Here is a 26,895-nt window from a genome sequence, read left to right as displayed (position 1 = left end):
ATGGTCTGGTGTTATGTTTAGTAAAATAGCTATGTGCGGTTTAAAAGAACTGATTCCATCCAGTTGAAAACTGCTTACTTCAAGCAATCTATATGCAGACTTCCCTTCATAAACCTGTTGCGCAAAGCTTTTTCCTATGTTACCACCAGTTGTATGCTCTATTCCCGCAACGGTTAATAAATGATCTATAAGACTGGTTACGGTAGTTTTACCATTTGATCCTGTAACAGCGATGATTTTCTCCTCGGTAAATCGAGCGGCAAACTCAATTTCAGAAACCACCTCAATTCCTTTGGCTTTTGCTTCTAGAATCATTGGAGCATTGTCAGGTATTCCTGGGCTCTTTACTATAAGGTTTGCTATTAAGATCTTTTCATCAGAATGTCTTCCAGACTCGTAGGGTATAGATTGTTCTTGTAACGCTTTCGCGAAAGCGGAACTCAAAGTACCGCCATCACTTAAGAAAACATCATAGCCTTTTTGAGCACCTAGCAACGCAGCGCCTGTGCCGCTTATCCCGCCACCGAGAACAACCAGTTGTTTATTATTAGTATGTTGTTGCTGCTCTACCTTCATTACCTAACTTTAAGAGTTACAACACTGATGATGGCTAGCAAGATCCCTACGATCCAAAATCGCACAACGATCTTACTTTCATGTATACCTAACTTTTGATAATGATGATGTAATGGCGACATAAGAAAAATTCTACGACCTTCACCATGCTTCTTTTTAGTGTATTTGAACCAGCTTACTTGCATCATTACTGATAGGTTTTCCATTAAAAAGACACCGCACAGAATAGGTATAAGCAACTCTTTTCTAGTTGCAATAGCTAGTACAGCAATTATTCCGCCTATAGTTAAACTTCCTGTATCTCCCATAAAAACTTGAGCAGGAAAAGTATTATACCATAAAAACCCTACGAGCGCTCCAGCAAAAGCTGTTATAAAAACCACCATCTCTCCAGAATTAGGAATGTACATGACGTTGAGATAATCTGAGAAAATAATGTTACCAGAAATCCATGCAAACAATGCCAATGTTATGACTGCAATCACACTTGTTCCTGCGGCCAGTCCATCTATTCCATCAGTTAGATTTGCCCCATTAGAAACTGCTGTAACGATTATAATTACTATAGGAATAAATACAAGCCACGCCCAGTCTGCAAGACTAGGATCTATCCAGCTGATGAAACTTGCATAATCTAGCTCATTATCTTTAACAAATGGAATTGTGGTTTTAGTAGATTTTATCGCTGGACCAAATTCTACCGTATTATTTTGAGATACAACTTCTATATTACTAGATGGATTAGTCACCTCTTCTTTGATAGTAATACCGTCATGAAAAAACATAATCCCTCCTATGATAGCTCCTAATCCTACTTGACCTATTACTTTAAATACTCCCTTTAAACCACCCTTATCTTTCTTAAAAATTTTGATATAATCATCTGTAAAGCCTATCAATCCCATCCATATTGTGGTAATAAATAACATTACCACATATATATTATCGATCTGGCACAAAAGCAATGCAGGAATCAAAGTCGCTAAAATGATAATAATTCCTCCCATGGTAGGCGTACCAGCTTTTTGAGCTTGCCCCTTAAGACCTAAATCTCTTACGGTTTCTCCTACTTGCTGGTTTTGTAAATACAAAATGATGCGTTTACCATAAATAGTAGAAAAACCTAGTGCGAAAACAAATGCGATAGCAGCCCGAAATGTTAAGAATCCAAACAGTGATGCTCCTGGCATATTGAACTCTTCTTCTAAGTATTTGAATAGGTAGTATAACATGTTATTTTTGGAGTTGGTTTAAAAAATCTGCTATGATGGTACGGTCGTTAAAATCAGATCTCACGCCGTTAATTTCTTGATACGTCTCATGCCCTTTTCCAGCAATGAGAATGATATCATTTTTATCAGCCATTTTAGCAGCAGCCTTTATAGCTTGTCTTCTATCTAGAATGGTAATTGTTTTTTTGAAGTCTTGAGGCTGCACTCCTTCTTCCATATCGTCTAAAATCTTCTGAGGATCTTCTGTACGTGGGTTATCACTAGTAAAAATGACCTGGTCACTTAACGCAGCAGCGATATGAGCCATTTTAGGTCGTTTTGTACTATCGCGATCACCACCACAACCTACTACAGTAATCACTCTTTCATTTCTTGTACGAATAGAGTTAATGGTTTCTAAAACATTTTTTAAGGCGTCTGGAGTATGGGCATAATCTACTATTGCAGTAATGTTATTTTTTATGGTTGTGAAATATTGAAACCTTCCTGCAACACCTTCTAATCGCGATATAACTTCTAATACCTCAATAGCTTCTAGGCCCAATTCGATTGCGCAAGCATAAATTGCTAGTACATTATAGGCATTAAACTGTCCAACCATTTTAGACCAAACTTCATGCTCATTGATTTTTAACAGCAATCCACCAAATTGATTCTCTAATATCTGAGCTCTATAGTCAGTAAATGATTTGAGGGCATATCCTATTTTCTTTGCTTTGGTGTTTTGAAGCATTACAGCTCCGTTTTTGTCATCAAGATTTGATAAAGCAAAAGCTTGCTTAGGTAGCTCGTCAAAAAAACGTTTCTTAACGTCTCTGTACTCAGCAAACGAGTTGTGATAATCTAAATGATCATGAGAGAGGTTGGTAAACACTCCACCTGCAAACTCTAATCCAGTTACTCTTTCCTGTGCTATCCCATGACTACTAACTTCCATAAAGCAATAATCAACTCCTACAGTCGCCATATCTGCCAAATGCTTATTTATCGTAATAGGATCTGGAGTGGTATGTTTTGTAGGAACAATTTTTTCATCAATTAGAATTTCTACTGTTGAGATAAGACCAGTTTTAAATCCAGATTTCTTGAAAAGTTGATACAATAAAGATGTAGTAGTGGTTTTTCCATTTGTACCTGTAACTCCTACTAGCTTGAGTTTTTTAGAAGGGTTGTCATAGAAATTGTCAGCCATTAATGCTAATGCATTGTGAGCATTTTCAACTTTTATATAGGTAACTGATTCATCTTGATAATCTGGCAACTCTTCTAGAATGACAGCTGTGGCACCTTTAGAAACCGCTTTCTCAATATAATCATGACCATCTACTATTGATCCTTTGAGCGCCACAAATACATCATCAGATTGCACGGCTCTAGAATCAAACTGTATTTGATTTATGGAAACATCAGTAGCTCCTATGACAATGTCTAGGCTTACTTTATATAATATGTCTTTAAGAATCATCATGATAGTGTCAATACAACTTTTTGAGCTGGCGTTAATTTAGTTCCTGCTTTTAAACTTTGAGCAACCACTTTTCCTTTTCCTTTGAGGATAACTTTACCACCTAAATTTTCTATTAAAGCAATTGCATCCATCGCCTCCAATCCTATTAGACTAGGAAGTTTTCTAGAATTAGTCTCTGCTTGTTGATGTGTTTTTTCTAAGTAACGCTCATTAGACTTTACCATTTGTACAGGGACATTTTTTTGTACTTCAACCTCGTCTAATATGGGGTTATTTGTGTATATTTTTTGTGCTATAGTTTTAAATACCGGTCCCGCTACAATATTTCCGTAATATCCTTTTTTGACATTAGGCCTATGAATCACTACTATGCAACTATACTTAGGAGTATCTGCAGGGAAATAGCCCGCAAAAGAGGCAATATAGTTTCCTGGTTTGATCCAATATTCTGCTTGACACGTACCAGTTTTACCAGCCATAGAAAAGTTCTCACTATAAAGATTATCTGCAGTACCACGTTTTACTACGTTCTCCATCATGACTTTCACCTTATCAACAGTACTTTGAGAGCATATTGCTGGATTAATTATTTCTCTATCAAATTCTTCAATTAATCGATCTTTAGATGTCACTTTCTTGATAAGCCTTGGTTTTACCATAACACCGTTATTTGCAATTGCATTATAGAAAGTAAGCGTTTGCAGTGGAGTGAGTTGCACTCCGTAACCGAAGCCCATCCATGGCAATGAAAGACCACTCCAGTTTTTATCATCAGGATGTGGTATCATAGGCTTACCTTCACCTTTAATAGGTAAATCAAGCACATCGTTAAGATTCATGCTGTATAAACGATCAACGTAGTCCTCTGGATTAGACTTGTAATTATTTTGAATCATTTGAACTAGTGCTGTGTTTGAGGAAACCTCAAATGCTTTTGCCACACTTATTTTACCATAGCCACCATATTTAGAATCGCGCACATTTCTTCCGTAATATGATATTTTCCCGTTTTTAGTATCAAATACTGTACTGGTATCCACCACTTTATCTTCAAGGGCTGCAACTACGCTCATTAATTTAAAGGTAGAACCAGGCTCGTGAGATTCCCAAACAGCATAATTTCTTTTCTCAAAATACTTACCGCTCTTGCCGCGACCTAAGTTAGATAGCGCCTTAATCTCTCCTGTAGCAACCTCCATAACTACTGCTGTGCCATGATCTGCCTCGTAATATTCTAATTGTTCCAATAATGCATGATGAGCGACATCTTGCATATTTACATCTATAGTAGTGTAAACATCATAACCATCGTTAGGGTCTAATTGATTCTCACTATTAATAGGCTTCCATTGATTTTTTCCTATTTTTTGCTCTAGGCGCACACCGTCACTTCCTCTCAAATAAGGAGCAAAAGCTCCTTCAAGACCTACGGGAGCACTACCGTTGCGATCGTAGCCTACTATTCTTTCAGCCATTTTTCCTAATGGATGTTCTCTAACAACTCTTTTTTCCACAATTAATCCGCCACGGTAAGGTCCTTTATTAAATAATGGAAACTCTCTAATTTCCTTATAATCGCCGTAGTTAAGATTCTTAGCAATAAGCATATAGCGATTGCGGTTGCTATGCGCTTTACGTAATTTTTGCAAAAAATAATCTTTAGGCTTTGAGAATTTTTTTGCTAACGCCTCTGCAAGCGGAGCAATGCTATCATTAAAATCCTTGAGTGAAGGAGCAAGGGCATCAAATCGTATATCATACTTACTTATAGAAGTAGCTAGCAATTGACCGTTTGCATCATACAAATTACCTCTCGTAGATGGAATCGTATCGTTTCTAAAAACACTGTGTTCTGCTTTTGCTCTATAAGAATCGCCTTCCACAAACTGGATATTGATAATTTGTACCACAACGAGCAAGGCTACTACAAAGAATAGCGCTCCTACGAGATACATCTTATTCAGTATATTTTTACTAGTTGTTGCCATTTGTACCTTCTACGATTACTATTTTTTGCGGCGGATTTTTAGCCGGTGTTATCCCTTTATTTTCTATTCTTTTTGCGACTGTTGATTCCATTTGCATAAACATCAGCCTTCTTTCTAAATCTGTATATTCACTATGTAACTCCGTTACTTTTTCATTTAAAGCAGCCAGTTTATGCACTTTACGCTCATAACTATGACCTGTATAAATCATAATTATGGCTAGAAAAGCAGCAAACAAGATGAAGCGCCAATTTTTAAAAGCGTCCTCACTGGTTAAAAAGCTACCCTTTAATATGTCATAAACTTTGGAAGCCATTTATTCTCTTTCAATTTTTTCTGCAATACGCAGCTTAGCACTTCTCGCTCTATTATTTACTTTAATTTCTTCTGGAGAAGGTATTATGAGCTTCCCTACTTTTTTAAATGGTACACTAGACCTACCGAAAACATCCTTCTCTGGCTCACCTTCAAAAAGCCCATTTCTCATAAACCTTTTCACTGGTCTATCTTCTAAGGAGTGATAAGAAATAACACTCAATCTTCCTCCTACTTTCAACACTTCTTCTGACTGTCTTAAAAAATCATAGAGAACTTCCATCTCTTTGTTCACCTCAATACGTATAGCTTGAAATACTTGAGCCATAATTTTGTGATGGATCCTTTCTGGAACAAGAGGTTCACATATTTTTTTTAATTGATCAACTGTAGTTATTTGATCGTCCTGTCTTGCAGCAATTATCTTACGAGCAAGTTTAGGAGCAATACGCAATTCACCATATTCTTTAAATAGGCGTACTAAGTCTTCTTCTTCATAATCATTTACCACCACAACCGCATCTAGATCTTGCTCTTGATTCATACGCATATCTAGTCTCGCATCAAATCTGGTAGAAAAACCTCTCGATGCTTCATCAAATTGATGAGAACTCACACCTAAGTCTGCAAGAATTCCATCAACTTCTTTTATACCATGAAGCCTTAAAAACCTTTTCATGTAACCGAAGTTTTGATTAATCAAAGTAAAACGCTCATCCTCAATAGCGTTTTCAAGAGCATCAATATCCTGATCAAATGCAAAAAGTCTTCCTTCAGGACCTAATCTAGAAAGAATCTCCCTAGAGTGCCCACCACCACCAAAGGTGACGTCCACATAAATACCGGATGGATTAATATTTAATCCATCAACAGTTTCCTTTAAGAGAACCGGATTATGATAAGAGATCGGTTGTGTCATTTCCCATTACTTCTTCAGCGAGATCTGCAAAGTCATCTAGCGAGTCATCAATAGCCGCTTCGTACTTTTCTTTATCCCATATTTCTAAAATGTTTACCGCACTAGATACGGTAACCTCCTTGGTTATGCCTGCAATGGTAATGAGATCTTTAGGAATGAGTAATCGTCCACTTGCATCTACCTCAACAGTTTTTACTCCAGCTGTAAAACGACGTATAAAAGCATTGTGCTTTCTATTAAATCGGTTCAACCCATTTAATTTTTCCATCATTTTATTCCATTCTTTCATAGGGTAAAGCTCTAAACAAGGCTGGAATACCGCTCGTTTTAAAACAAAACCTTCCTGCATGACAGGCGACAATTGCTTTTTTAAGGCAACTGGCATCATGAAACGCCCTTTGGCGTCTGCCTTACACTCGTATGTTCCTATGAAATTGATCATTTATAAACAGCTGTTTTTGCTATCTCAATCAAAAATATGAAATTTAATTCCACTTTTTACCACAATTTACCACTTTGTTGATAAATGCACCTATTTCTGAATAACTACGGTAGTTATTAACATTTTAAGCTTTAGAATGTAGCAGTGCGATAGTTGGGTCTCGCTTTCGCGAAAGCGAAACTAAAATCTACAAATAGTTAACACATAAATTCACCTATAGAAAATCAAATATTAAACTCTATCCAAGCTTGATTCAAAACCACTATATTTGCGGCTTAGAATTACTGTATGACGCACGATCTCATCAAAGAAGGCAAGTTTGAATATTATACTAGTGGTGAAGGAACTCCTATTATAATCCTACATGGATTAATGGGTGGCTTAAGTAATTTTGAAGGTGTGATCGATTATTTCCCACCTAAAGGTTATCAAATTGCTGTTCCTATATTACCACTTTATACGACTCCTCTTATCAAAACAAGCGTAGGCACATTTGCTAAGCATATTAATGCGTTTATTGATCACATGGGATGGAAAGAAGTTATTCTTCTTGGAAATTCTCTAGGAGGTCACATCGGGCTGGTAACTACTAAGCTTTTTCCTGAAAAAATAAAAGCACTAGTAATTACTGGTAGCTCTGGATTATATGAAAGTGCGATGGGAGCTAGTTATCCTAAAAAAGGTGATTATGAATACATTAAGGAAAAAAGTCAAGATGTATTTTATGACCCTGCTGTAGCTACAAAAGAGATAGTTGACGAAGTATTTGCCGTAGTAAATGACCGGAATAAACTTCTTAAAACACTCGCCATAGCAAAGAGCGCTATAAGACATAATATGGCCAAGGATCTTCCTAACATGAGCACACCTACATGTATCATTTGGGGAAAACAAGATAATGTTACTCCACCTAATGTCGCAGAGGAATTTCATGAAAAATTACCAGATAGTGATCTTTTCTGGATAGATAAATGTGGGCATGCTGCTATGATGGAGCATCCAGAAGAATTTAATGAAATATTAGACGGCTGGCTGCAAAAGCGAGGATTATAACAGAAGTCTTCCTTTGACATAGCAATCATTTTATTTGATTGCATAAATGTATTTGCTTTATTTCTTAATAGTATCTTTAACTTATGAAAATTACTAGCGCACAATTTGTTATGTCTAATCAGGATGTTAAAAAATGTCCTAACTCTAGTATTCCAGAATATGCCTTTATAGGTAGGTCTAATGTTGGGAAATCTTCATTGATCAACATGTTGACTAACCATAAGAATCTTGCAAAAACCTCTGGTAGACCAGGAAAAACACAGCTTATTAATCACTTTTTAATCAATAAGGCGTGGCACCTAGTTGATTTACCTGGTTACGGTTATGCTCGAGTTTCAAAAACTAGTAAAGCAAAGTTTCAAAAATTCATCACGAAGTATTTTGAACAACGCAAGCAGTTAATTTCTGGATTTGTACTTGTTGATGTACGTCACGATCCTCAACCTATAGACGTAGAGTTTATGGAATGGTTAGGTGAGAGTGGTATTCCCTTCAGCATTGTTTTTACTAAAGCAGATAAATTAAAGCCTAAAGCTTTAGAGAATAATGTAGAAAAATACAAAAGATCTATGCTAGACGGTATGTGGGAAGAAATGCCACCTTATTTTATAACTAGTTCTAGTGATAAAACTGGAAGAGAAGAACTACTGGCTTACATAGAGAACATTAACGAATCGCTTAAGTAATATTTTTACTAAGACCTCAAGTCGTATTTATCTAAGTAATACAGCATGAATACGTCAATGAACTCCTAATTACTAGAAACCTAACACCTAAAAAACTGGTCTATCATTAACGGTGTTCTTGCGTATTTCTCTTAGCATCTCTTCTATTCCATTTACCTTCATATCATAGACAGACTGCATATAATTCCCTAATTTACCTTTAGGAAATCCTTGACGCCTGAACCAGACATAGTACGCCTCGGGCAGTTCACTTAAAAACCTGCCCTTATGAGCACCGAATGGCATTTTATACCACGCCATTTCTATCAGGAGTTTATGATCAAAGTGAGGTTGAGACATCAATAACCTTTATTTTTCATCTTTCAAATGTAGCTTCTCTGCAAAATAATCGCAGAAGTCCAGCATCGTATCGCGCATCTTATCATCATTAGTCGCACGGTGATACGTGTCTGCCATAGAAACTAGTGTTTGATGAAAAAACACACGCATCTCATCTACTGGCATATCTTTGGTCCATAGATCTATACGAAAAGCTTCTTTCTCAACGCTATTCCACATAGAAACCATCATGGCCTTTGCTTCGGCAGCATCTACTCCACCATCTGGCGCACTCCATCTTATGTGTTCTGGAACTCGATTTTCATCTAGTTCAATTCCTATTTTTATCGTGGATCTTGTTTTTTTATCTGACATTACTGTAAAGGTTTGTATTTAGAACGTTCAAAAATATCTTCGGCATTCAATTGTATCATCGTTTCTATATCAACTTCATTATTCTCCATGAATGATTTTACCATTCTATAGCCTATATAGCGACCTACGCCGCCAGGAGTCTCTTGATCTACTTCTAGATAAAATTTTGAAAAAGGAGCCGGAAGTATAAATCGGGATAACAATTTTGAATCTGTCTTGTAAATTAACTCATTGTCTATGAAATAGCGCCACATTTGAGATTCATTCTCAACGGTAAATTTGTATTTTACAGGAGTGTAGTTAAATCGTTGATCACCTGTTGTATGAGGAGCAAATAGCTCCTGTAAATAATGTAGCTTACCGTGATAAATCATATTTGATAACAAACTACGGTCAAAGGTAGGGTTTACAAAAAGTCTAGAATAAGCTAGAGCAACATCTGCTGGGAGCTGTTCTCGATTTAAATTTTCTCTTTGATATTTGTTGATTCCTAGATAAAGCTCGTGATCTTGCCCAAGATAGGTATCTATAGAAATAATCAATTGATCTTCTAGAGGGATTACCTTCTGTCTATAATTCACCTCAGACAGGACAGTAACTATGGAAGTAGGCTCAAAATCTGGGAAATAGTATACGACATGACGCATCACATCTTCTACTTCTTCTTCAATCTGATCATAGTCAAATTTTGCCTCCTTAACAGCTTTATCCAGAACATTATAAATGGTATCCTGACCATTCAATTTAGAGTTCCATATACTGTCTGGCGTTTTTTCTGGAAAAAACAGAGGAAACGCTGCTTTGAGCTTAGGCAAATCTTCAGAATTTGAATTTGAAAATTCTTCATGAAATTTAATCAACTCCACATCCAGAGGTATTGCCTTAATTTCTGACTCTAATTGCGACTCAGTATTACATGATAGTAACGCTTTCGCGAAAGCGAGAACAATAAACATTCTAAATATCTTAACTTTCATATACTTATAACTCGCTATAAATTGTTTTATTTTTAGGCTTGCAAAAATACGATTATGAAAGTAGATAAAGTAACAGATCACATCGTAAAGTGGTTAAAAGAATATGCAAATAAAGCTGGTGTTAAGGGATACGTTGTAGGAGTAAGTGGCGGAATCGATAGTGCGGTTACCTCTACGTTATGTGCAATGACAGGACTTGAAGTTTTATGCGTAGAGATGCCTATTCATCAACACCATGATCATGTAACTAGAGCTCAAGAGCATATCAAACAACTTAAAGATCGTTTTAATAACGTAAGTGACGTACGCAGTGATCTCACACCTGTTTTTGACACTTTTAAAGAAAATATGCCCAAAATTGAAAATAACGCTCAAGTAGAACTGACGTTAGGTAATACTCGAGCTCGTTTGAGAATGACTACCTTATATTATCATGGCGGTATAAATGGTCTTCTAGTGGCTGGGACAGGTAATAAGGTGGAAGATTTTGGCGTAGGATTTTACACTAAATATGGTGATGGCGGTGTAGATGTTAGTCCTATTGCTGACTTGTTAAAGAGTGAAGTCTATAAAATAGGAAGTCATGTTAATGTACCTACTAGTATAATGAACGCAGCTCCTAGTGACGGGCTTTATGGTGCAGAAAGAACTGATGAACAGCAAATAGGAGCATCTTATGACGAGCTTGAGCAGGCCATGTATCATGTAGAAAATAATGTTTCTGCAGATGACTTATCTACAAGAGAAAAAGAGGTTCTCAAAATATATTTAAGTTTTAATAAGAGAAACCAACACAAAATGAATCCTATTCCTGTATGTGTGATACCTAAAAATCTGTTGTAGAAAAGATTAACAGCTTTTTATTTTGTAATACTATACTCACAGTTGATTTGAGAGGGATTTATTATTAAGTAATTATATTTGATTCCCTAGACACAACAAAATGAATATTTTAGTAGCAGATCATCATCCTATTTTCCGACGAGGTCTTAAGTGCATGATGAAAGATAACAAAGAATACCATTTTAAAGGTAAAATTGATGATGGTTCTCAGCTTATTTCAACCATCGCTAGCCTTAAACCTGATATCCTTATACTTGAAGTAGACCTTCCTAATTCTAATGGTATTGGGTCATTGAGAGAAGTACGTACAAACTTTCCAGATGTTAAAATTCTAGTAGTAAGTTGTCATCCTGAAGAAATCTATGCAGTAAGCGCTATAAAAGCAGGAGCAAATGGTTACATTTCAAAAACCAGACCGGTTAAAGAAGTTAAAGAAGCGCTTAAAACTGTACATAAAGGAAAAACTTTTCTTTCTGATAATATTAAAGAACAACTAGAAAGTAAAACATCTAATAAGATTCTAAAATTTAAAAAGCTCTCTACCAGAGAAATAGAGGTTCTTAATTTATTGTCTCGAGGAAAACGCAATAAAGAAATTGCTCAACATTTAAGTATCAACGAGAAAACGGTAAGCACATATAAAACGAGATTACTTAAAAAACTTAAGGTTGATAACATCGCAGATTTGATACATCAATCACGCTTATTGCAAATAGCTAGTTAAACAAAAATCTACTTAAGCCATCAGACGGTATTACCGTGCTGTTCTTTTCGTCAAGTTTACGCCTTAGAGCATTATAATCTTTAACTTGCTGTAACGCCTCTGTGTTTATGTTATCTGGAGCGCTATTAAGTATAATTTTATTAATTTTTTCTACCAGGTCAAAAATTAGTGACTGTCTTAAATGCCTCAATACTTGACTGGTATATTCTGAAACAGTTTGATTTTTTTGTTTAGGAAAGATTTTATTGCGTTCCCAATCATGTAATTGATATTTCTCATCAGACATAGTGATATCTGCAATTACATTTGCATATTCACCTTCAAAGGCAGTAAGTATAAGTTGAGTATCTAGCTTTTGTTCTAACAACAATACATCAATGATTTTAGAATATATGATTTGAAAGTCTGGATTTGCAAATTTGATTTCATCTGCTTGTAAATCCATCCATATCTTCTCATAGACGCGATGCTTTTCTTTTTTTGTGAAATATTCTACATCATTTTCACTGTCATCACGTATGTACTCTTCTTCAAAATATTCATCTTGCCCACCGTATAATAATAAAATAGCAATAATAGACCTTTCTAGAAGTGCTCTTCTATCCACCTTTAAAGCGGTAACAGGAGTTTCAACTTTAGATAGTGACTGCTTAGATTGCTCTCTTACTTGTTTTTTCTTTTCTTCATTTATAGTAGCATTACGCACTTGTGCGAGAGTGGAGAATAAAACATCTTCTCCTATATCTAGTATAGCAGCACTTTCTCTTACATAAATCTCACGTGATATATCATCAGGAATTTTTGCGATACTGTTTACTATATCGCGTATCATGCCCGACTTTTTAATAGGATCTCCAGCAGCCTCTTCTTTTAACAAATTAGACTTAAAAGAAATGAAATCCTTAGCATTCTGGGTCAAAAATTCTACAATCTCTGTTTGCGTGTGAGATTTTGCATAAGAGTCTGGATCTTCTCCATCTGGAAATGTACATACTCTTACATTCATACCAGCTTCAAGTATCAAATCGGTACCTCTTATAGCGGCTCGCATTCCAGCAGCATCGCCATCATATAATACAGTGATATTTTTTGTTAACCTTTGAATTAAGCGTATTTGCTGACTTGTTAAAGCTGTTCCTGAACTAGAAACCACATTCTTTACACCTGCTTGATGTAATTGAATCACATCTGTGTAACCTTCTACGAGATAACACAAGTCTTCTTTTGCAATGGCTTGCTTTGCTTCATAAATACCATAAAGTACTTTAGACTTATCATAAATCTCGCTTTGAGGCGAGTTCAAGTACTTTGCAGCCTTTTTATCATTTTTCAGAATTCTTCCTCCAAAACCGAGTACCCTACCTGAAAGACTACGTATAGGAAACATGACACGTCCTTTAAAGCGATCAAACTTACGCTCATCTTTAACAATAGAAAGCCCTGTTTTATCGAGAAATTCTAGCTGGTAACCTGCTTTAATAGCAGCATCAGTAAAAGCACTCCATTGATCAGGATTATAACCCAACTGGAAATATTCTATAGTCTCATCAGAGAAACCACGTTCTTTAAAATAACTGTATCCTATAGCTCTTCCTTCCTCTGTTTTTAATTGTTTCTGAAACCACTCTGCTGCATATTTAGAAACAAGAAACATAGATTCCTTTGCATCTTGCTCTAGTTTTTGCTCATCAGTTTGTTGCGTTTCCTCAACCTCTATATTATATTTTTTTGCTAGCCATTTGATGGCCTCAGGAAAGGTAAAATGCTCGTGTTCCATTATAAAGGTAACGGCGTTGCCTCCTTTACCAGAACTGAAGTCCTTCCATATTTGTTTTACTGGCGATACCATAAAACTAGGCGTACGTTCTTCAGAGAATGGACTCAAGCCTTTATAATTAGAACCAGACTTTTTCAACTGTACAAAGTCACCTATCACTTCCTCTACACGAGCAGCGTCAAATACGGCATCTACAGTTGTTCTTGAAATCATTTTTGAAAAGCGATTATATTATAAGTGATAATTCTTAGTAAATATAAATAGGAAAACCGTGTTAATCATACCAGTCTATAAACTAGTGAAGGACAATTAAATATTTAAGGAACCACCTATTTTAAAATTTGAGCACGGTCGTTTAACAGTACTTATTTCATAATCTTCTTATGGGACAAAATTAAGCAAACACGACGCTTTATCAATACTTAAGATTTAAAAATTGAAGTGTAGGAAGTTTAATTATTGAACTTGTAAACTTAGTCCTTTCAGCTATTTTAATCCACACAAATATACTTGTCAATCATATAACCAGATATAGGCTTAAGAGTCTTACCAGTTTCAGGATGCAAACCTGTATCTGTAAATAATTCTAGCTCTTTATTCCTGTTTTTTCCATACCAAAATCGAGGACTTCCATTATCATTAAAGAAAGTAGTATCACAAGTTACTTCTACCTTTAGGAAGGATGAGATTCTGTCTTCTTTGTAAAGTTTTAATTGGTTAACTCCATATTTCTTAGCGTCAAATTCTACTTCAACATAATGATCTTCTTGCCAGATCATCCAGCGCTGTCTGTGCGTATAACTATATAGCAATAAAGATAGTATCCCGATGGCAACAGCGGCAATTATAACCTTAACAACTGGAGAGATTTTAACCGCTTTTTTAGTGGCCGACGATTTTATTTCAGTACTTTTTAAGGAAGTCTTATTTATAAAGTCTTGATAGTTATCATATCCCAAATAGTTACATAAACCTTCTATTACTGGTATTTGTTTGATGCTTATATCTTCATCTTCATCCGATAATTTGAGAGCTTCATTTCTATAAATTCTCAAACTTTTTTCTCCTAATACAATTTCCGCTTTCTGTTCTAGATAATGTGATAATTCAGTAGCCTTTTGTGTTAAAGATGGATTTTTGACTCCTGTTTTCTTTATTTCTTGTTCCGCTTTCGCGAAAGCGTGCATCACTAAATTTTTATTCATAATACTGATATACAGATTAATAACCCCTGGAAACTAGTAGGAAATAAAATTCCAAATACGTTCCAAATCATTTCCCATTCTTTTCCAGTAATCCAAAACCAATACGCTTTCATTTGTACAAGAATTGATTACCGCCTTAATCGTAATAGGGCTTACGAAAATGAATTCTACTATGGAGTCGTAGCGTAAAATGGAATTACCATTTGGGAAGTAATAATTTCTTTTACTGCTACCTCTCCACACTTCCCTAAGAAGAGCAAGCTCTTCAAAATTAAGCAGGTGTTGCTATTGAATCAAATCTGAGAAAATCTCGGACAGCAACACAAGTGTCCATTTTTAAATAATCAAATATGAAAAAAATAACCTTAATATTTTTTACGGGAATCCTTATTTCTACGTTTTTCTCTTGTACACCAGAGCAAATAACAGATCATTCTATTGAGCCACAGGCATGCTGTGGAAATGAAGGCACCATTGAAATACCGCCTCCACCACCACCGCCAAAAGATGAGACCGATGACTAGTACTCATTTTTAAATTTAGTTATTACCTTAGAGGAATGAAATCAACCGTAACTTCATTCCTCTTTTTTAGTATCTTGATTATCGGCTCACAAATTTCCCATGCCCAGATAGCAGATAGCTTGAACTACTATTCAAGCGTCATTAGAAATCCTACACAACCAGATGATCTTGCAAAAGCCTATAAGTTTTTCATCAAAGAAAAAGCAAAACACGCGAATAATGACAAAAATTTAGCTAATGAAGTATATATTACTCAGCAACTGGCAAGAATCCAAAGAGAATTAGGATATACCTCAGAGAATGAAAAATTAAATCTTGAAAGTCTAAGGCTTCTAGATAAAATAGAATTGAAAACCGATTGGACTCAAATTACCTATATGAGTATCATCAATGAATTAGGTAAGGTTTACAGAAAGAAGAGAGATTATGCGCGGGCCATAGCCTTGTACGACGAGGCACTTGACTCTGCAAAAAACGCATCTGAACAAGCTATTTTATATAATAATAAAGGACAAGTATTTGAGTCTCAAGAGGACTATGAAACCGCACTCTCATTTTATAAAAAGGCATATGATGCAACTAGAAAAATCGATAATCTTAGAGAAACGGCTAGAGTACTAAGCAATTTAAGTTTTATAAAATCAAAATTAAGAATTCCTAATGCAGAAGACGGTTTAAAGGAAGCGCTAGACATAAGAGCAAATAACAGTTATACCTCAGATTTAGGGTCGAGTTTTGACCATTTATCTCGTTTTTATTACACGTTAAATGACTCTATTTCTACAAAAAAATATTCTGATAGTTATATACAACTAGCCCGTACGCTTAATCAAGGACCACAGCTATTAAATGCATTGAAGCTAAAAATAGAAACTGGAGAGCCTAAATATGCAATTGAATATATTAAAGTAAACGATAGCATCAACAATTTAAAGACAGAAAAACGTAATAACTTTAACTACTATGTTTATCAATACGATAAAAAGGAAAGGGATTTGCAAGAAAGTCAATTATTTAATGAGCGATTACTTTACCTCATCCTTTTTATAGTGCTTGCAACTATTTCTTTATACCTGATTTTAAAATACAAACATAAAAAAGAAAAATACCAAGAAATATACAACACAGAAACGCGAATTTCCAGAAAAATACACGATGAAGTTGCAAACGATGTTTATCATGTCATGACGCAGTTACAGACGAGTCCGCATAGTGACAAGGAACTATTAGATGACCTTGAACATATTTATAATCGGACTAGAGATATCTCCAGACAGAACAGCACCATTAATCTTAAAACACCCTATGCTGAACTCTTAAGCGACCTACTTATCGCCTATAATGATGATAATGTTACTGTAATTACTAAAAACCTACAGAAGATAGAGTGGGAAAAATTGAAAGACATTCAAAAAACTACTATTTACAGAGTGCTGCAAGAACTACTAACTAACATGAAAAAACATAGCAATGCCAGCATTGTAGTTTTAAGCTTTGAGAAATCTGGTAAATATTTGATAATAAATTATAAAGATAACGGCATAGGAACATCATTAACAAAGAGAAATGGCCTTCAAAATACGGAAAACCGTATTCAATCTATAAATGGAACGATTACATTTGAGTCCGAAATAAATAAAGGCTTTAAAGCCATAATTATGATTTAAAAGATGTTTAAAAAAGTTTTAGTTTCAGATGATTATAGCAGTATCAATCAAGGAGTAAATACCGTGTTAGATCAACTGGGTATTACAAATGTGAAACAAGTACAATACTGTGATGATGCTTTTCTAGAAATCAAAAGTGCGATTCTTAATGAAGATCCATATGATTTATTCATCACAGATCTAAATTTTAAAACAGATCATCGTAAACAAAAATATACATCTGGAGAGTCACTAACTGCACAACTTAAAAAGGAATTTCCTAACTTTCCTATAATCGTTTATTCTGTAGAAGATCGATTACAAAAAGTACGTTATTTAGTTAATTCCATAAAAGCAAATGCTTTTGTATGTAAAGGCAGAGACGGATTAAAAGATTTGTCAAAAGCTATAACTGCAGTGTATCAAAACAATTCCTTTGTATCACCTCAAGTTCAACAAGCATTACATACTAGAAATAACTTAGAAATCAATGATTATGATATGCAATTGCTATCACTTATAGCTTTGGGTAACTCAAAAAATACTATAAGCAAAGAATTTAAAGAAAAAGGTATATCACCCAATAGTATAAGTTCGATTGAGAAAAAGCAATCTAAACTACTAGATCAATTCAGAGCAAATAATGCGACACATCTTATCAGTATTGTAAAAGATTTAGGCCTTATTTAAAAAACATTCCGTCCTTACGGAAAACCGTAAAGTTTACGCCAAATTGATAATTACTTTTACCATTGAATGGGTGCTATTGCTCATTTGTCAGGGGAAATTAGCGCATACTTTATAGGTATGCGCTTTTTTGTATAGCACTGTTCTTTTAGGCAAGACTATCACTTGACGTAATTTTTATTTGTTACTTGTACAAGTTTTGTTTCGCTTTTGCGAAATTGTCTAAAAAATAATTAATAACCAACAACAGTATCACAAGGAACAAATTAGTTAAATTGTTGATTAATCAATTATATAATTAGCAATATTATGAACTAGAAACAGATTAAAGTAATCTACATATAATTATTAAAAGTGTGATAGAATCTAAATAAGTAAACCAATTATACCTTAAGAATTGTAACCTGGCCAAATATGTTACAATGGCAGCTATATAATTTAAAAGAGATAATCTCGAAAACCAAAATGAATGCGAATCAATCGCGTATAATAATTTATAAAATCTAAAAGTTACCTATACCTAAAAATCTAGGTTCTAACTAAAATAAATCAATGAATAGAGCCGCACCCTTAAGTAAGAGTCATAAAAAAAGCCCTTGATTTCTCAAGGGCTTTTTAACCTTAGTAGCGAGGACTGGACTCGAACCAGCGACCTTCGGGTTATGAGCCCGACGAGCTACCTACTGCTCTACCTCGCGATTTAAAAACTTAAAGTCACTTGCTTTAAAAACTTCAGATCATTACTCTGACGACTTATTGTTTTATTGGGCTGCAAATATAAGTCGGTTTGATAGATTACACAAGGTTATTTGTAAATAATTTATTGTCCTAATTCTATCGCCTCAAAACTAGTCAATTCACCTTCTTCAAAAGATACTTGTACTTCCATAGGATTACAACATACCTCACAATCTTCCACATAAGTTTGTGAATAAGCAGGATCTAACAACATAGAGATTTCCTGCCAGCAATGTGGACACATAAAAAAATGCTCGATCACAAGGCTACATTTAGGATCTGACCAGCTAATTGTAGCAGTTGATACTCAGCTAATTTTGCGTCGTATTTAGCTAGGTTCTTTACGGTTTCGGCATTTAAAAGGTTGACTTGGGCTTGTCTGAATTCGACGCTAGAGACTTGACCTAATTTAAATTGCTCTTGAGTACGCTCAAAGTTGCTTTTATTAGTCAACACGTTTTGCTCTTGCATTCTATAAATAGCAAGCGCATTCATGTAATTTCCCTTTGCATTTGCAACATCTCTCGCTACTTCTTGCTCTATCTGACTTTTAAAAAGAGCTTCATTTTCATAAGCAATCTTAGCATTACGCAAACTATTAATAGACCTACCTCCATCAAAAATATCCCAAGTCAAATTTGCTCCTATAGCAACGTTAGAGGCTGTACGTGTAGTCGCTGGAAAAAACGCACTAGGAGGATTCTCCGTACGATTCCATCCATAACTTCCGGTTAAACCTATTCTTGGTAACAATAAAGCCCTACTTGTTTTGATATCGTAATCACTTATTTGCAAAGAAGTTTCTGACTGTAATAGTCGTACGTTATTCTCAGGCACTTTTTCTAAAAAACTATCGATTACTAGCAAACTTTGTAATGTTACGGTAGTATCTACTGCAAAGCTGGCGTCCAACTCGCGATTTAGCAATAGGTTTAAATCTCTTTTTGTATTGCGCAACTGCTGCAAAGAATTCATGATATTAATGCTATCGGTATTTATATCTACTTGCGCATTAAGTACTTCTAACTTATTAGCTTGTCCATATTCAAATTGATATCTAGCACGTTCTTCGCGCTTTTTTGAAATCTCTAAATTCTGTTCAAATACTTTTACATTCTCTGTTATGCGTGCAATCTCTAAATAAACACTCATTAATAGTACTGTTGTTGTCTCAATCGTAGTTCGAGCTTCTAGCTGACTCAAAGCAAACTGTTCCTGAAGCCTCTTGTAATTGTACAAACGTCCTAAACCATCAAATAAAGTATAATTCAAATTAAGTCCCGCATTATACTGCGTGGTTTGGGCATCGTTAATTTCTATATCTGGTCGAGGATCACCGTTTTGATCTAGTGCGCCGTTAAAATCTGTTCTAGAATCGTTCTCATCTTTTGACGCTCCTGCCGTTCCTTGCAACGATGGCAAGTACCCAGAATTCAAGATTCCAGAGTTATTCTCCGCGATTTTGGTGGTGTTTTCTGCGATTTTGATGCCGTAGTTGTTTTCTAACATTAACTTTACAGCATCTTCTTTGCTTAAAACGTTTTCAATAGGTTGTTGTGAGTACGCTTTCGCGAAAGCGAGACACATCAAAACCCCTAAACTATAAACCAGCTTACTCATTTTCATATTCTTGTAGTGCTTGTTGCTCTTTGGCAATGCTAGTTACCTCTGTCTTTTCTATTTTCTCTCCAGTTTTCAACCAATGAATCCATACTTTAATATTGTTTCCAAAACTTAAAAACAAGGGCAATAAAAGTAAAGTCAACAAGGTTGCGATTCCAATTCCGTAAGAAATGGAAATAGCCATAGGCTTTAGAAATTGTGCTTGACGACTTTTCTCAAGTAATAGTGGCGCAAGACCAGCAACAGTTGTCAACGAAGTTAAAAATATGGCTCTAAACCTGCTTTTACCAGCTTCAAAAAGCGCCTCGTCAAATTGTAATCCGCTTTTTATCAAAGAATTAAATTTACCTATTAAAACCAATCCATCATTTACCATAATCCCTATCAATGCAATAATACCCAACATGGAAAGAATGTTTACTGGAAAACCGTGAATCCAGTGTCCCCATGCTACTGCTATAAAACTAAATGGTATTAATAATATGAGCATGATAGGTTGTGTACCACTACGGAAAGTAAAGGCAATCACAAAATAGATGAGTAATAGTACAATAGGAAAAATAAAACCAGCGCTGCTGCTTATTTTTTCGGCTTCTCGTGCTTGTCCACTTAGATAATTAGGAGATATGGTAGGATATTTTTTCTGTAAATCTGGAATGATGTTAGTTCTTATATCATCTAGAATGTCTGTAGCGCTTTGATTAGGATCTTTCATATCTGCACTGATCAAAATCTCGCGTCTTCCTTCTAAGTGATTGATGACCACGTCACCTCTCTTGATCGTATAGCTCGCTACATCACGCAATGGTACTTTATCTCCTGTAGGTGTAGTAATTCTAAACTCATCCAGATCTTTAATACTGCTACGGTTTTCTCTATCGTATCGCACCCAAACTCTGATCTCGTCTTGTCCTCGTTGGAAACGCTGGGCTTCTCTACCGAAGAAAGCGGCTCTTACTTGAGACATGATTTCGCGCGAATTGAGACCTAAGGCAAATGCATTATCATTAAGTTCAAGATTGATTTCTTTTATACCAGCAGGATCGTTGTCTTCAATATCTTTAAGCAAAGGATTGCGACTCAATATTTCTTTAAAATCTTCTGTCGCAGCTTTTAATTCGCTTATGTCGTTACTTAATAGAGAAACCGCTACTGGACTACCTCCAAAGTTACCACCAGAACCAAAGGTCAACGTTTCTGCGCCAGGAATAGTACCTACAAGCTCTCTCAAACGATTTGCTACAATAGGTGATTTTAATTCTTCTGGCCTCGTCTCTCCTGGAAGTAAATTAATCGATAAACTCGCTGATGAAGAAGATGTTTGTGCTTTGATAATATTCTCAAAAAGCTGTACGCTGTCGCCATATTTTTCATCAGTTAAATACTCTTCAGTAAGCTCTTTGTTTACAATTTTTGCTTTTTCTTCTATAATAGAAATAATGGAATCTGTAATACTTTCTGCCGTACCATTAGGCATAGAGAGGTTAACAGATACTTGATCACTAGAAATACTAGGAAAAAGTGTCACACCTACAATTCCACCTTGTACTGAGCCTATGGTAAGCAACAACGCCGAAAGAAAAAAAGCAAATGCTAGCAACTTATACTTTATGGTAAAACGTAATGCAGGAGCATACAATTTATCACGCATCCAGTTCATAGCTTTATCACCATAATCATTTACCACTCTCATTTTTTGAAACAATCGGGCAATACCTTTTTTAGGCTGATCTGATCTCGCTTGAAGCGCTTTGGAATGTGCTAGGTGAGCAGGTAAAATAATTAGTGCCTCAACTAATGAAACAACGAGAGTTAATATCACAATTACCGAAACCTCACTAAAGAACTCTCCTATCCTACCATCCAGAAATAGAAAGGTAGAAAAGGCAAGAATAGTCGTAATAATAGCGCTTAGAATAGGTGGTATCACTTCCATTGTACCATCAATAGCCGCTTGTACAGGACTTTTACCATCTTCATAATGTTGATAAATATTCTCTGCGATTACAATACCGTCATCTACGAGAATACCGATAACGATAATCATCCCAAACAAAGAAAGAACATTTATAGTGACATCAAATTGGCCAGCAAAGATGAACATTCCTAAAAAAGCAATAGGCAACCCAAAAGCAACCCAAAAGGCTAGTCTTGTATTTAAAAATATGGAAAGAAACAACAATACTAATAGCATTCCTACTATGGCATTTTCAGTAAGTAATGCAGTACGCTGATTAAGCGTTATTGATAAATCTCGAACTACGTTTAACTCTACGTTACTAGAACGCTGGTTGTATTCTTCAATATATTCTTTTACCTTATCTGAACTACCTATGAGGTCTTCAGAATTTGTGCTTGTAACTGTAATATTTACAGATCGTTCTTCATTAAAATAAGAAGCATTAGGTGTTTCTGAAAAGCGGTCTCTAATTTGAGCAACGTCTTTTAAATATACGGTTGAGCCATTTTCCAAAGTTCTTACTGGTATAAAACTTAATTCATCTCCATAATAACTTCTGTTGTTAGCTCGTATTAAATACTCCTCCGTATTTGTTTTAATATTCCCACCTGTTGTTAAGATGTTTGAGGCCGCAACGGCGTCTGCTACTTCTTGAAATGTAAGATTATAACCTAATAGGGTATTTTCATTTACTGCTATCTCGATCTCTTCGTCTGGATATCCAGCGATAGAAATTTGAGAAATACCTTCAATTCCTCTTAAATCGTTTTCTACATCTCGAGCTAGTTGTTTAAGAGTTTTGAGTGGTACATTTTTTCCGCTTAATGAAAAGACAATAGTAGGTCTCGCATTTTCTTGTTTTGCTACCACTAATGGTTCCATACCTACTGGAAAGGATGGCACTCGATCTACTGCATTTTTAATCTCCAGCAGCATGAAATCAATATCATAGCCCTTAATGATTTCTACCGTAATAGTCCCAGAGTTTTCTCTAGACGCAGAAGTTACACGGTCTATACCTTCTATTCCTTTGAGGTTATCTTCTATCTTAAGGACCACACCTTCTTCAATTTCTTGAGGCGATGCTCCTGGATAAATTACATTAATTGTTACGATTTTTGAATCTACCAGAGGAAAGAAAGAAGACTTCAATGACAAAACTCCTAACACTCCAAAAATCACGAACGCTGCAATAACAACATTTACTGCCACATGATGCTTTATGAAATAAGCTATTACTTTTCTCATAATTTATTTTGATTGAGAGGCGTTTGATTCCTTTTCTTTATCCTCACGTGCTTGTTGCTCTGTCTTAACGATAAGTCCTTCATAAGCACCAGGAACAGATTTTGTAATCATTACAGTGCCATCTTCAAGTCCTTTAAGAACTACCCTTTTATCAGAGAAATGCACAGGAGTGACATCGGTAAGTACCAGTTTCCCTTCTTGAACAGTAAAAATCTGGTTCCCATCTTGTAGTAAACTTCGGTTTATAGATATGGCATCATTAACTTCTTGAGCTTGTAAATTTGCTGTGAGGTACATTCCTTCTTTAAGGTCAGGATGTGACACTTCTATAACTGTGGTAATAGTTTGTGTAGACTGATCTACCTTACCGTTAATACGCGTCACTTTTCCAGTATAATTTTTTGTGCCAGAAATATTACTGAGTTCAACTTCTTTACCTATTTCTAGCAAATCAGAAAAGTCTGCGCTTATAGCAACTTGTATTTCAAACGTACCGCTTTGTATAAACTCGCCTAACTGTTGCCCGTTACGCACTAGAGTACCTTCACTTACCATAGCCTCGGTCACAATCCCATTAAATGGTGCTCTAATTCTAAATTTAGAAAGACGGTTTTCTAAATTCTTAATATTGTAATAAGTAGTATAAATATTCCTACCTGTTATAAAATATTTTTCTTTCTCGTTTTTAGGCTCTGGAAGTTCTGGAATGGACTTATCAGTATCAAGAGCATTTAAATAATCTAACCATTGTGGATATGATTCTGGGTAATCCAGTCGTAAATCTGGCATTAACGCAGTGATTTGATTATTAAGGTTACTGCGTGAACTTCTTACTTGTGCATAAAACTCTGTGTTATCAATAAGAATAATGGTCTCACCAGCACGATAAGTTTGTCCGGTTCTAAACAATTTTCCTGTCGGTCTAAATACACCAGTAACTTCAGCATACAACTCTACTCGTTTTTTTGCCTCTAGATTACCATTTGCAGGAATGATTATAGGAACTGTTGTATTTTGTATTGTATCAATAGATACTATTTTAACATCTTTTTTGACTTTAGGCTTTGGTGCTGTCTTGCTGTCAATGATCATTTTTGCGCCAAAAGCAGCGCCTAGTATCAATACAATAGCGAGAATAGATAGTATTACTTTACGCATTCTAGTGGTAGTTATTTAAAATAATTCAACCGTCAAAACTACTTAAGTCTAAAACTATAAATCTTAAATATTACTTAAACCTAACTATTAAAACCTTCTAATTCTTCTGAGATATTTTCCCACTTTGTCATCCAGTCTTCTAATTCTTTTTTCTTAGACTGATAACCGTCAAAAAACCCTTCCTTTTGCGCTAGTTCATCATAATTTGCAGCCAGCTCTGCATCCAGTTTAGAAATAGCTTTCTCTAACTCATTAATTTTAGCTTCTGCCTTAGATAGTCGGTTATTAAGTGATTTTTGCTTTTTTTGATCTTCGTAAGAGAGTTGTTGTTTTTGAGAGTCTCGCTTTCGCGAAAGCGTATCTTCCTTCCTCACTTCTACCTTTTCAATGGCTCTCATGTCCTCAGCCTTTCTTTGATCAAGATAGTAGTCTATATCTCCCAAGTATAAGTTTAACTTATGATCACGGAACTCGTAAACCAGCTCTGTGAGACCTTGTAAGAATTCTCTATCGTGTGAAACTACAATTAAAGTACCATCAAACTTAACTAACGCAGCCTTCAAGACATTTTTAGACTGAATGTCTAAGTGGTTAGTAGGCTCATCCATAATCAGGACGTTGAACGGCTGAAGCATGAGTTTACATAAAGCAAGCCTATTGCGCTCTCCACCACTTAGCACTTTTACCTTTTTCTCTGCCTCGTCACCTCTGAAGAGAAAGGAACCGAGCATATCGCGCACCTTGACACGATTGCTGTCTGTGGCAGCGTCTAGCATGGTATCAAGAACTGTCTTCTCACCGTCTAGATATTCTGCTTGATTTTGTGCAAAGTACCCTAATTGAACATTATGACCTAGATTTACCTTTCCTTGTGCTTTTACGTCACCGACAATGATTTTGGCCAGCGTAGATTTTCCCATACCATTTTGACCTACAAATGCCACTCGTTTACCGCGCTCTAGAGATAGACCTACATCTTCAAGAACCTTTTTATCACCGTAAGATTTACTGACATTTTCAATATCCAGTACTATTTTTCCAGGCTGGATAGAGGTCGCAAAGTTAATGTTCATCGCAGCGTTATCTGTTTGCTCTATCTCTACCACATCCATGCGGTCTAGCTTTTTAACTAGTGATTGTGCCATGGTTGCTTTACTAGCTTTGGCCTTAAATTTTTGAATGAGCTTCTCCGTACGTTCTATTTCCTTTTGCTGATTTTTAAAGGTAGCTTCTTGTTGCTCGCGCATTTCTGCTCTTAAGGCAAGGAATTTAGTATAAGGTTTAGGATAATCATAAATACGACCTAAGCTTATTTCTATCGTGCGGTTAGTCACGTTATCGAGAAACATTTTATCGTGACTTACAATTACTACAGCTCCTGGATAAGTCTGTAAAAAGGATTCTAACCATAGAATGGAATCTATGTCCAGGTGGTTAGTAGGCTCATCCAGTAATAGAATATCGTGTTTTTCTAGTAGTAATTTTGCCAGCTCAATTCTCATGCGCCATCCTCCAGATAGCTCATCAGTTAACTTATCAAATTGTTCTGGCTTGAACGCAAGTCCTTTTAAAATCTTTTCAGTTTCTCCTTTGTATTGATAACCACCTATTATTTCATATTCATGGTTGAGATCTCCTATATCTTCTATGAGTTTAGAATAGGACTCTGACTCATAATCAGTTCTAGTGGCTAACTCTTCATTTATTTGCTCGATTTGTGATTCTATGGTTCTCGCTTTCGCGAAAGCGGTATAAGCTTCTTCTAAAACAGTACGACCCTTTTCAAAATCAATATCTTGTCTCAAGAAACCTATGCTTATGTCTTTCTCTATCGCAATGTTACCTTGATCGTAGGCAACATCTCCTGAGATTACTTTGAGAAGTGTAGATTTTCCGGCACCATTTTTACCGATAAGTCCTACACGGTTCCCAGGATTGAGCCTGAAGGTTATCTCTTCAAATAACGGTTCTCCACCGAAACTAACATGTAAATCGTGAACGTTGAGCATAGTCGTTTTGTATCTTTGCAAAGATGTGTTTTTACAGACTATTACTAAAGTTTTATCATGCTAAAAGGAACTAAATTATACAGCATTTTTACAGGAACTTGTCCTGTATGTCAAAATGAATCTATGTATACGAGTAGTAATTTGTACAATCCTAAGAAAACACAGGAAATGAAAGAAAGATGTAGTCATTGTGACACAAAATATAAAATAGAACCTAGTTTTTTTTATGGGTCTATGTATGTGAGCTATGGAGTAGGCGTTGCCATTGCGATGGTAGCTTTTGCTGTAACTTACTTTCTTCTAGACCTTTCTAGATGGCATATTTTTCTGGTGATTTCTTTTATATCTATATTCAGCTTGCCTATTGTAATACGCATAAGTCGCAATATCTGGATCAATATTTT

Annotated in this window: 25 protein-coding genes and 1 tRNA gene; 8 read left to right on the top strand and 18 right to left on the bottom strand. The window is 35.6% G+C overall.

What is annotated here, in order from left to right; translation table 11 throughout:
- From A9Q93_RS11080 to mraZ, 7 genes are all read right to left on the bottom strand, one after another.
- On the bottom strand, positions 1-576 hold a 576-nt coding region (locus A9Q93_RS11080; protein ID WP_303687469.1), incomplete at its 3' end, for a Mur ligase family protein.
- Complete coding sequence (mraY, locus tag A9Q93_RS11075; protein WP_303687468.1) at positions 576-1,808, bottom strand: phospho-N-acetylmuramoyl-pentapeptide-transferase; 1,233 nt, start codon at positions 1,806-1,808, stop codon at positions 576-578. The genes mraY and A9Q93_RS11080, both read right to left, overlap by 1 nt.
- A gap of 1 nt (position 1,809) precedes the next feature.
- Complete coding sequence (locus A9Q93_RS11070) at positions 1,810-3,276, bottom strand: UDP-N-acetylmuramoyl-L-alanyl-D-glutamate--2,6-diaminopimelate ligase (protein WP_303687467.1); 1,467 nt, start codon at positions 3,274-3,276, stop codon at positions 1,810-1,812.
- Positions 3,273-5,264 (bottom strand): penicillin-binding protein, encoded by a 1,992-nt coding sequence (locus A9Q93_RS11065; RefSeq protein ID WP_303687466.1) that lies wholly within the window; start codon positions 5,262-5,264, stop codon positions 3,273-3,275. The genes A9Q93_RS11070 and A9Q93_RS11065 overlap by 4 nt, the downstream gene beginning before the upstream one ends.
- Entirely contained in the window at positions 5,251-5,580 is a 330-nt protein-coding gene (locus A9Q93_RS11060) for an FtsL-like putative cell division protein (RefSeq protein WP_303687465.1), read from the bottom strand. Before A9Q93_RS11060 ends, A9Q93_RS11065 begins: the two co-directional genes overlap by 14 nt.
- A complete protein-coding gene (gene rsmH, locus A9Q93_RS11055; RefSeq protein WP_303687464.1) occupies positions 5,581-6,498 on the bottom strand; it encodes a 16S rRNA (cytosine(1402)-N(4))-methyltransferase RsmH in 918 nt (305 codons plus the stop codon).
- Positions 6,473-6,940 (bottom strand): division/cell wall cluster transcriptional repressor MraZ, encoded by a 468-nt coding sequence (mraZ, locus tag A9Q93_RS11050; RefSeq protein WP_303687463.1) that lies wholly within the window; start codon positions 6,938-6,940, stop codon positions 6,473-6,475. Before mraZ ends, rsmH begins: the two co-directional genes overlap by 26 nt.
- Before the next feature lie 288 nt (positions 6,941-7,228).
- Between mraZ and A9Q93_RS11045 the strand changes: the two genes are divergently transcribed.
- Together A9Q93_RS11045 and yihA are read left to right on the top strand one after the other, a co-directional pair.
- Positions 7,229-7,993, top strand: coding sequence for an alpha/beta fold hydrolase (locus A9Q93_RS11045; protein WP_303687462.1), 765 nt, complete (start codon positions 7,229-7,231; stop codon positions 7,991-7,993).
- 83 nt (positions 7,994-8,076) lie between these two features.
- Complete coding sequence (yihA, locus tag A9Q93_RS11040; protein ID WP_303687461.1) at positions 8,077-8,679, top strand: ribosome biogenesis GTP-binding protein YihA/YsxC; 603 nt, start codon at positions 8,077-8,079, stop codon at positions 8,677-8,679.
- Between the two features lie 87 nt (positions 8,680-8,766).
- On the opposite strand, the gene A9Q93_RS11035 is transcribed toward yihA, so the two are convergent.
- Genes A9Q93_RS11035 through gldB form a run of 3 tightly spaced genes read right to left on the bottom strand, consistent with a single transcriptional unit; the run spans position 8,767 to position 10,349 of the window.
- Complete coding sequence (locus A9Q93_RS11035; protein ID WP_303687460.1) at positions 8,767-9,018, bottom strand: DUF3820 family protein; 252 nt, start codon at positions 9,016-9,018, stop codon at positions 8,767-8,769.
- 9 nt (positions 9,019-9,027) lie between these two features.
- The gene (gldC, locus tag A9Q93_RS11030; RefSeq protein WP_303687459.1) at positions 9,028-9,372 is read right to left on the bottom strand and encodes a gliding motility protein GldC; all 345 of its coding nucleotides are present in this window, start codon (positions 9,370-9,372) and stop codon (positions 9,028-9,030) included.
- Positions 9,372-10,349, bottom strand: a complete 978-nt coding sequence (gene gldB / locus A9Q93_RS11025; RefSeq protein ID WP_303687458.1) for a gliding motility lipoprotein GldB — start codon at positions 10,347-10,349, stop codon at positions 9,372-9,374. Before gldB ends, gldC begins: the two co-directional genes overlap by 1 nt.
- A gap of 54 nt (positions 10,350-10,403) precedes the next feature.
- On the opposite strand from gldB, the gene nadE reads away from it, so the two are divergent.
- A complete protein-coding gene (gene nadE / locus A9Q93_RS11020) occupies positions 10,404-11,192 on the top strand; it encodes an NAD(+) synthase (RefSeq protein WP_303687457.1) in 789 nt (262 codons plus the stop codon).
- Between the two features lie 100 nt (positions 11,193-11,292).
- Positions 11,293-11,916 carry a response regulator transcription factor gene (locus tag A9Q93_RS11015; RefSeq protein WP_303687456.1) on the top strand — a complete coding sequence of 208 codons (624 nt, stop codon included), beginning with the start codon at positions 11,293-11,295 and terminating at the stop codon, positions 11,914-11,916.
- Here A9Q93_RS11015 and dnaG read toward each other — a convergent pair.
- Positions 11,909-13,906, bottom strand: coding sequence for a DNA primase (gene dnaG / locus A9Q93_RS11010; protein WP_303687455.1), 1,998 nt, complete (start codon positions 13,904-13,906; stop codon positions 11,909-11,911). The genes A9Q93_RS11015 and dnaG overlap by 8 nt on opposite strands.
- A 278-nt stretch (positions 13,907-14,184) precedes the next feature.
- Positions 14,185-14,898: a hypothetical protein gene (locus A9Q93_RS11005; RefSeq protein ID WP_303687454.1), complete on the bottom strand. Its 714-nt coding sequence runs from the start codon at positions 14,896-14,898 to the stop codon at positions 14,185-14,187.
- A gap of 350 nt (positions 14,899-15,248) precedes the next feature.
- Between A9Q93_RS11005 and A9Q93_RS11000 the strand changes: the two genes are divergently transcribed.
- Genes A9Q93_RS11000 through A9Q93_RS10990 form a run of 3 tightly spaced genes read left to right on the top strand, consistent with a single transcriptional unit; the run spans position 15,249 to position 17,758 of the window.
- Positions 15,249-15,422 carry a hypothetical protein gene (locus tag A9Q93_RS11000; protein ID WP_303687453.1) on the top strand — a complete coding sequence of 58 codons (174 nt, stop codon included), beginning with the start codon at positions 15,249-15,251 and terminating at the stop codon, positions 15,420-15,422.
- Positions 15,423-15,457: 35 nt separating this feature from the next.
- Complete coding sequence (locus A9Q93_RS10995) at positions 15,458-17,089, top strand: tetratricopeptide repeat protein (RefSeq protein ID WP_303687452.1); 1,632 nt, start codon at positions 15,458-15,460, stop codon at positions 17,087-17,089.
- Between the two features lie 3 nt (positions 17,090-17,092).
- Positions 17,093-17,758: a response regulator gene (locus A9Q93_RS10990; RefSeq protein ID WP_303687451.1), complete on the top strand. Its 666-nt coding sequence runs from the start codon at positions 17,093-17,095 to the stop codon at positions 17,756-17,758.
- A 622-nt stretch (positions 17,759-18,380) separates the two neighbouring features.
- On the opposite strand, the gene A9Q93_RS10985 is transcribed toward A9Q93_RS10990, so the two are convergent.
- The 6 genes from A9Q93_RS10985 to A9Q93_RS10960 form a co-directional block, all read right to left on the bottom strand.
- Positions 18,381-18,453 (bottom strand) — tRNA-Met (locus A9Q93_RS10985).
- A 122-nt stretch (positions 18,454-18,575) separates the two neighbouring features.
- Positions 18,576-18,755: a CPXCG motif-containing cysteine-rich protein gene (locus A9Q93_RS10980; protein ID WP_303687450.1), complete on the bottom strand. Its 180-nt coding sequence runs from the start codon at positions 18,753-18,755 to the stop codon at positions 18,576-18,578.
- On the bottom strand, positions 18,752-20,113 hold the full coding sequence (locus tag A9Q93_RS10975; RefSeq protein WP_369674706.1) for a TolC family protein: 1,362 nt from the start codon (positions 20,111-20,113) through the stop codon (positions 18,752-18,754). The genes A9Q93_RS10980 and A9Q93_RS10975 overlap by 4 nt, the downstream gene beginning before the upstream one ends.
- Complete coding sequence (locus A9Q93_RS10970; RefSeq protein WP_303687448.1) at positions 20,106-23,324, bottom strand: efflux RND transporter permease subunit; 3,219 nt, start codon at positions 23,322-23,324, stop codon at positions 20,106-20,108. Before A9Q93_RS10970 ends, A9Q93_RS10975 begins: the two co-directional genes overlap by 8 nt.
- Before the next feature lie 3 nt (positions 23,325-23,327).
- A complete protein-coding gene (locus tag A9Q93_RS10965) occupies positions 23,328-24,482 on the bottom strand; it encodes an efflux RND transporter periplasmic adaptor subunit (RefSeq protein ID WP_303687446.1) in 1,155 nt (384 codons plus the stop codon).
- Between the two features lie 80 nt (positions 24,483-24,562).
- Positions 24,563-26,491, bottom strand: coding sequence for an ABC-F family ATP-binding cassette domain-containing protein (locus A9Q93_RS10960; RefSeq protein WP_303687470.1), 1,929 nt, complete (start codon positions 26,489-26,491; stop codon positions 24,563-24,565).
- A gap of 57 nt (positions 26,492-26,548) precedes the next feature.
- Here A9Q93_RS10960 and A9Q93_RS10955 point away from each other — a divergent pair.
- Positions 26,549-26,895 (top strand): DUF983 domain-containing protein (locus tag A9Q93_RS10955; RefSeq protein WP_303687445.1); only part of this gene is annotated, 347 nt, incomplete at its 3' end.

This window comes from Nonlabens dokdonensis (assembly GCF_002162835.1).
GTDB lineage: Bacteria > Bacteroidota > Bacteroidia > Flavobacteriales > Flavobacteriaceae > Nonlabens > Nonlabens dokdonensis_B.
This window is presented reverse-complemented; position numbering and strand designations above follow the sequence as displayed.

What these genes read in the sequence shown, in the direction of transcription:
- mraY (WP_303687468.1), bottom strand. Translation starts at nt 1,808, where the DNA reads ATGTTATACTACCTATTCAAATACTTAGAAGAAGAGTTCAATATGCCA.
- A9Q93_RS11070 (WP_303687467.1), bottom strand. Translation starts at nt 3,276, where the DNA reads ATGATGATTCTTAAAGACATATTATATAAAGTAAGCCTAGACATTGTC.
- A9Q93_RS11065 (WP_303687466.1), bottom strand. Translation starts at nt 5,264, where the DNA reads ATGGCAACAACTAGTAAAAATATACTGAATAAGATGTATCTCGTAGGA.
- A9Q93_RS11060 (WP_303687465.1), bottom strand. Translation starts at nt 5,580, where the DNA reads ATGGCTTCCAAAGTTTATGACATATTAAAGGGTAGCTTTTTAACCAGT.
- rsmH (WP_303687464.1), bottom strand. Translation starts at nt 6,498, where the DNA reads ATGACACAACCGATCTCTTATCATAATCCGGTTCTCTTAAAGGAAACT.
- mraZ (WP_303687463.1), bottom strand. Translation starts at nt 6,940, where the DNA reads ATGATCAATTTCATAGGAACATACGAGTGTAAGGCAGACGCCAAAGGG.
- A9Q93_RS11045 (WP_303687462.1), top strand. Translation starts at nt 7,229, where the DNA reads ATGACGCACGATCTCATCAAAGAAGGCAAGTTTGAATATTATACTAGT.
- yihA (WP_303687461.1), top strand. Translation starts at nt 8,077, where the DNA reads ATGAAAATTACTAGCGCACAATTTGTTATGTCTAATCAGGATGTTAAA.
- A9Q93_RS11035 (WP_303687460.1), bottom strand. Translation starts at nt 9,018, where the DNA reads ATGTCTCAACCTCACTTTGATCATAAACTCCTGATAGAAATGGCGTGG.
- gldC (WP_303687459.1), bottom strand. Translation starts at nt 9,372, where the DNA reads ATGTCAGATAAAAAAACAAGATCCACGATAAAAATAGGAATTGAACTA.
- gldB (WP_303687458.1), bottom strand. Translation starts at nt 10,349, where the DNA reads ATGAAAGTTAAGATATTTAGAATGTTTATTGTTCTCGCTTTCGCGAAA.
- nadE (WP_303687457.1), top strand. Translation starts at nt 10,404, where the DNA reads ATGAAAGTAGATAAAGTAACAGATCACATCGTAAAGTGGTTAAAAGAA.
- A9Q93_RS11015 (WP_303687456.1), top strand. Translation starts at nt 11,293, where the DNA reads ATGAATATTTTAGTAGCAGATCATCATCCTATTTTCCGACGAGGTCTT.
- dnaG (WP_303687455.1), bottom strand. Translation starts at nt 13,906, where the DNA reads ATGATTTCAAGAACAACTGTAGATGCCGTATTTGACGCTGCTCGTGTA.
- A9Q93_RS11005 (WP_303687454.1), bottom strand. Translation starts at nt 14,898, where the DNA reads ATGAATAAAAATTTAGTGATGCACGCTTTCGCGAAAGCGGAACAAGAA.
- A9Q93_RS11000 (WP_303687453.1), top strand. Translation starts at nt 15,249, where the DNA reads ATGAAAAAAATAACCTTAATATTTTTTACGGGAATCCTTATTTCTACG.
- A9Q93_RS10995 (WP_303687452.1), top strand. Translation starts at nt 15,458, where the DNA reads ATGAAATCAACCGTAACTTCATTCCTCTTTTTTAGTATCTTGATTATC.
- A9Q93_RS10990 (WP_303687451.1), top strand. Translation starts at nt 17,093, where the DNA reads ATGTTTAAAAAAGTTTTAGTTTCAGATGATTATAGCAGTATCAATCAA.
- A9Q93_RS10975 (WP_369674706.1), bottom strand. Translation starts at nt 20,113, where the DNA reads ATGAGTAAGCTGGTTTATAGTTTAGGGGTTTTGATGTGTCTCGCTTTC.
- A9Q93_RS10970 (WP_303687448.1), bottom strand. Translation starts at nt 23,324, where the DNA reads ATGAGAAAAGTAATAGCTTATTTCATAAAGCATCATGTGGCAGTAAAT.
- A9Q93_RS10965 (WP_303687446.1), bottom strand. Translation starts at nt 24,482, where the DNA reads ATGCGTAAAGTAATACTATCTATTCTCGCTATTGTATTGATACTAGGC.
- A9Q93_RS10960 (WP_303687470.1), bottom strand. Translation starts at nt 26,491, where the DNA reads ATGCTCAACGTTCACGATTTACATGTTAGTTTCGGTGGAGAACCGTTA.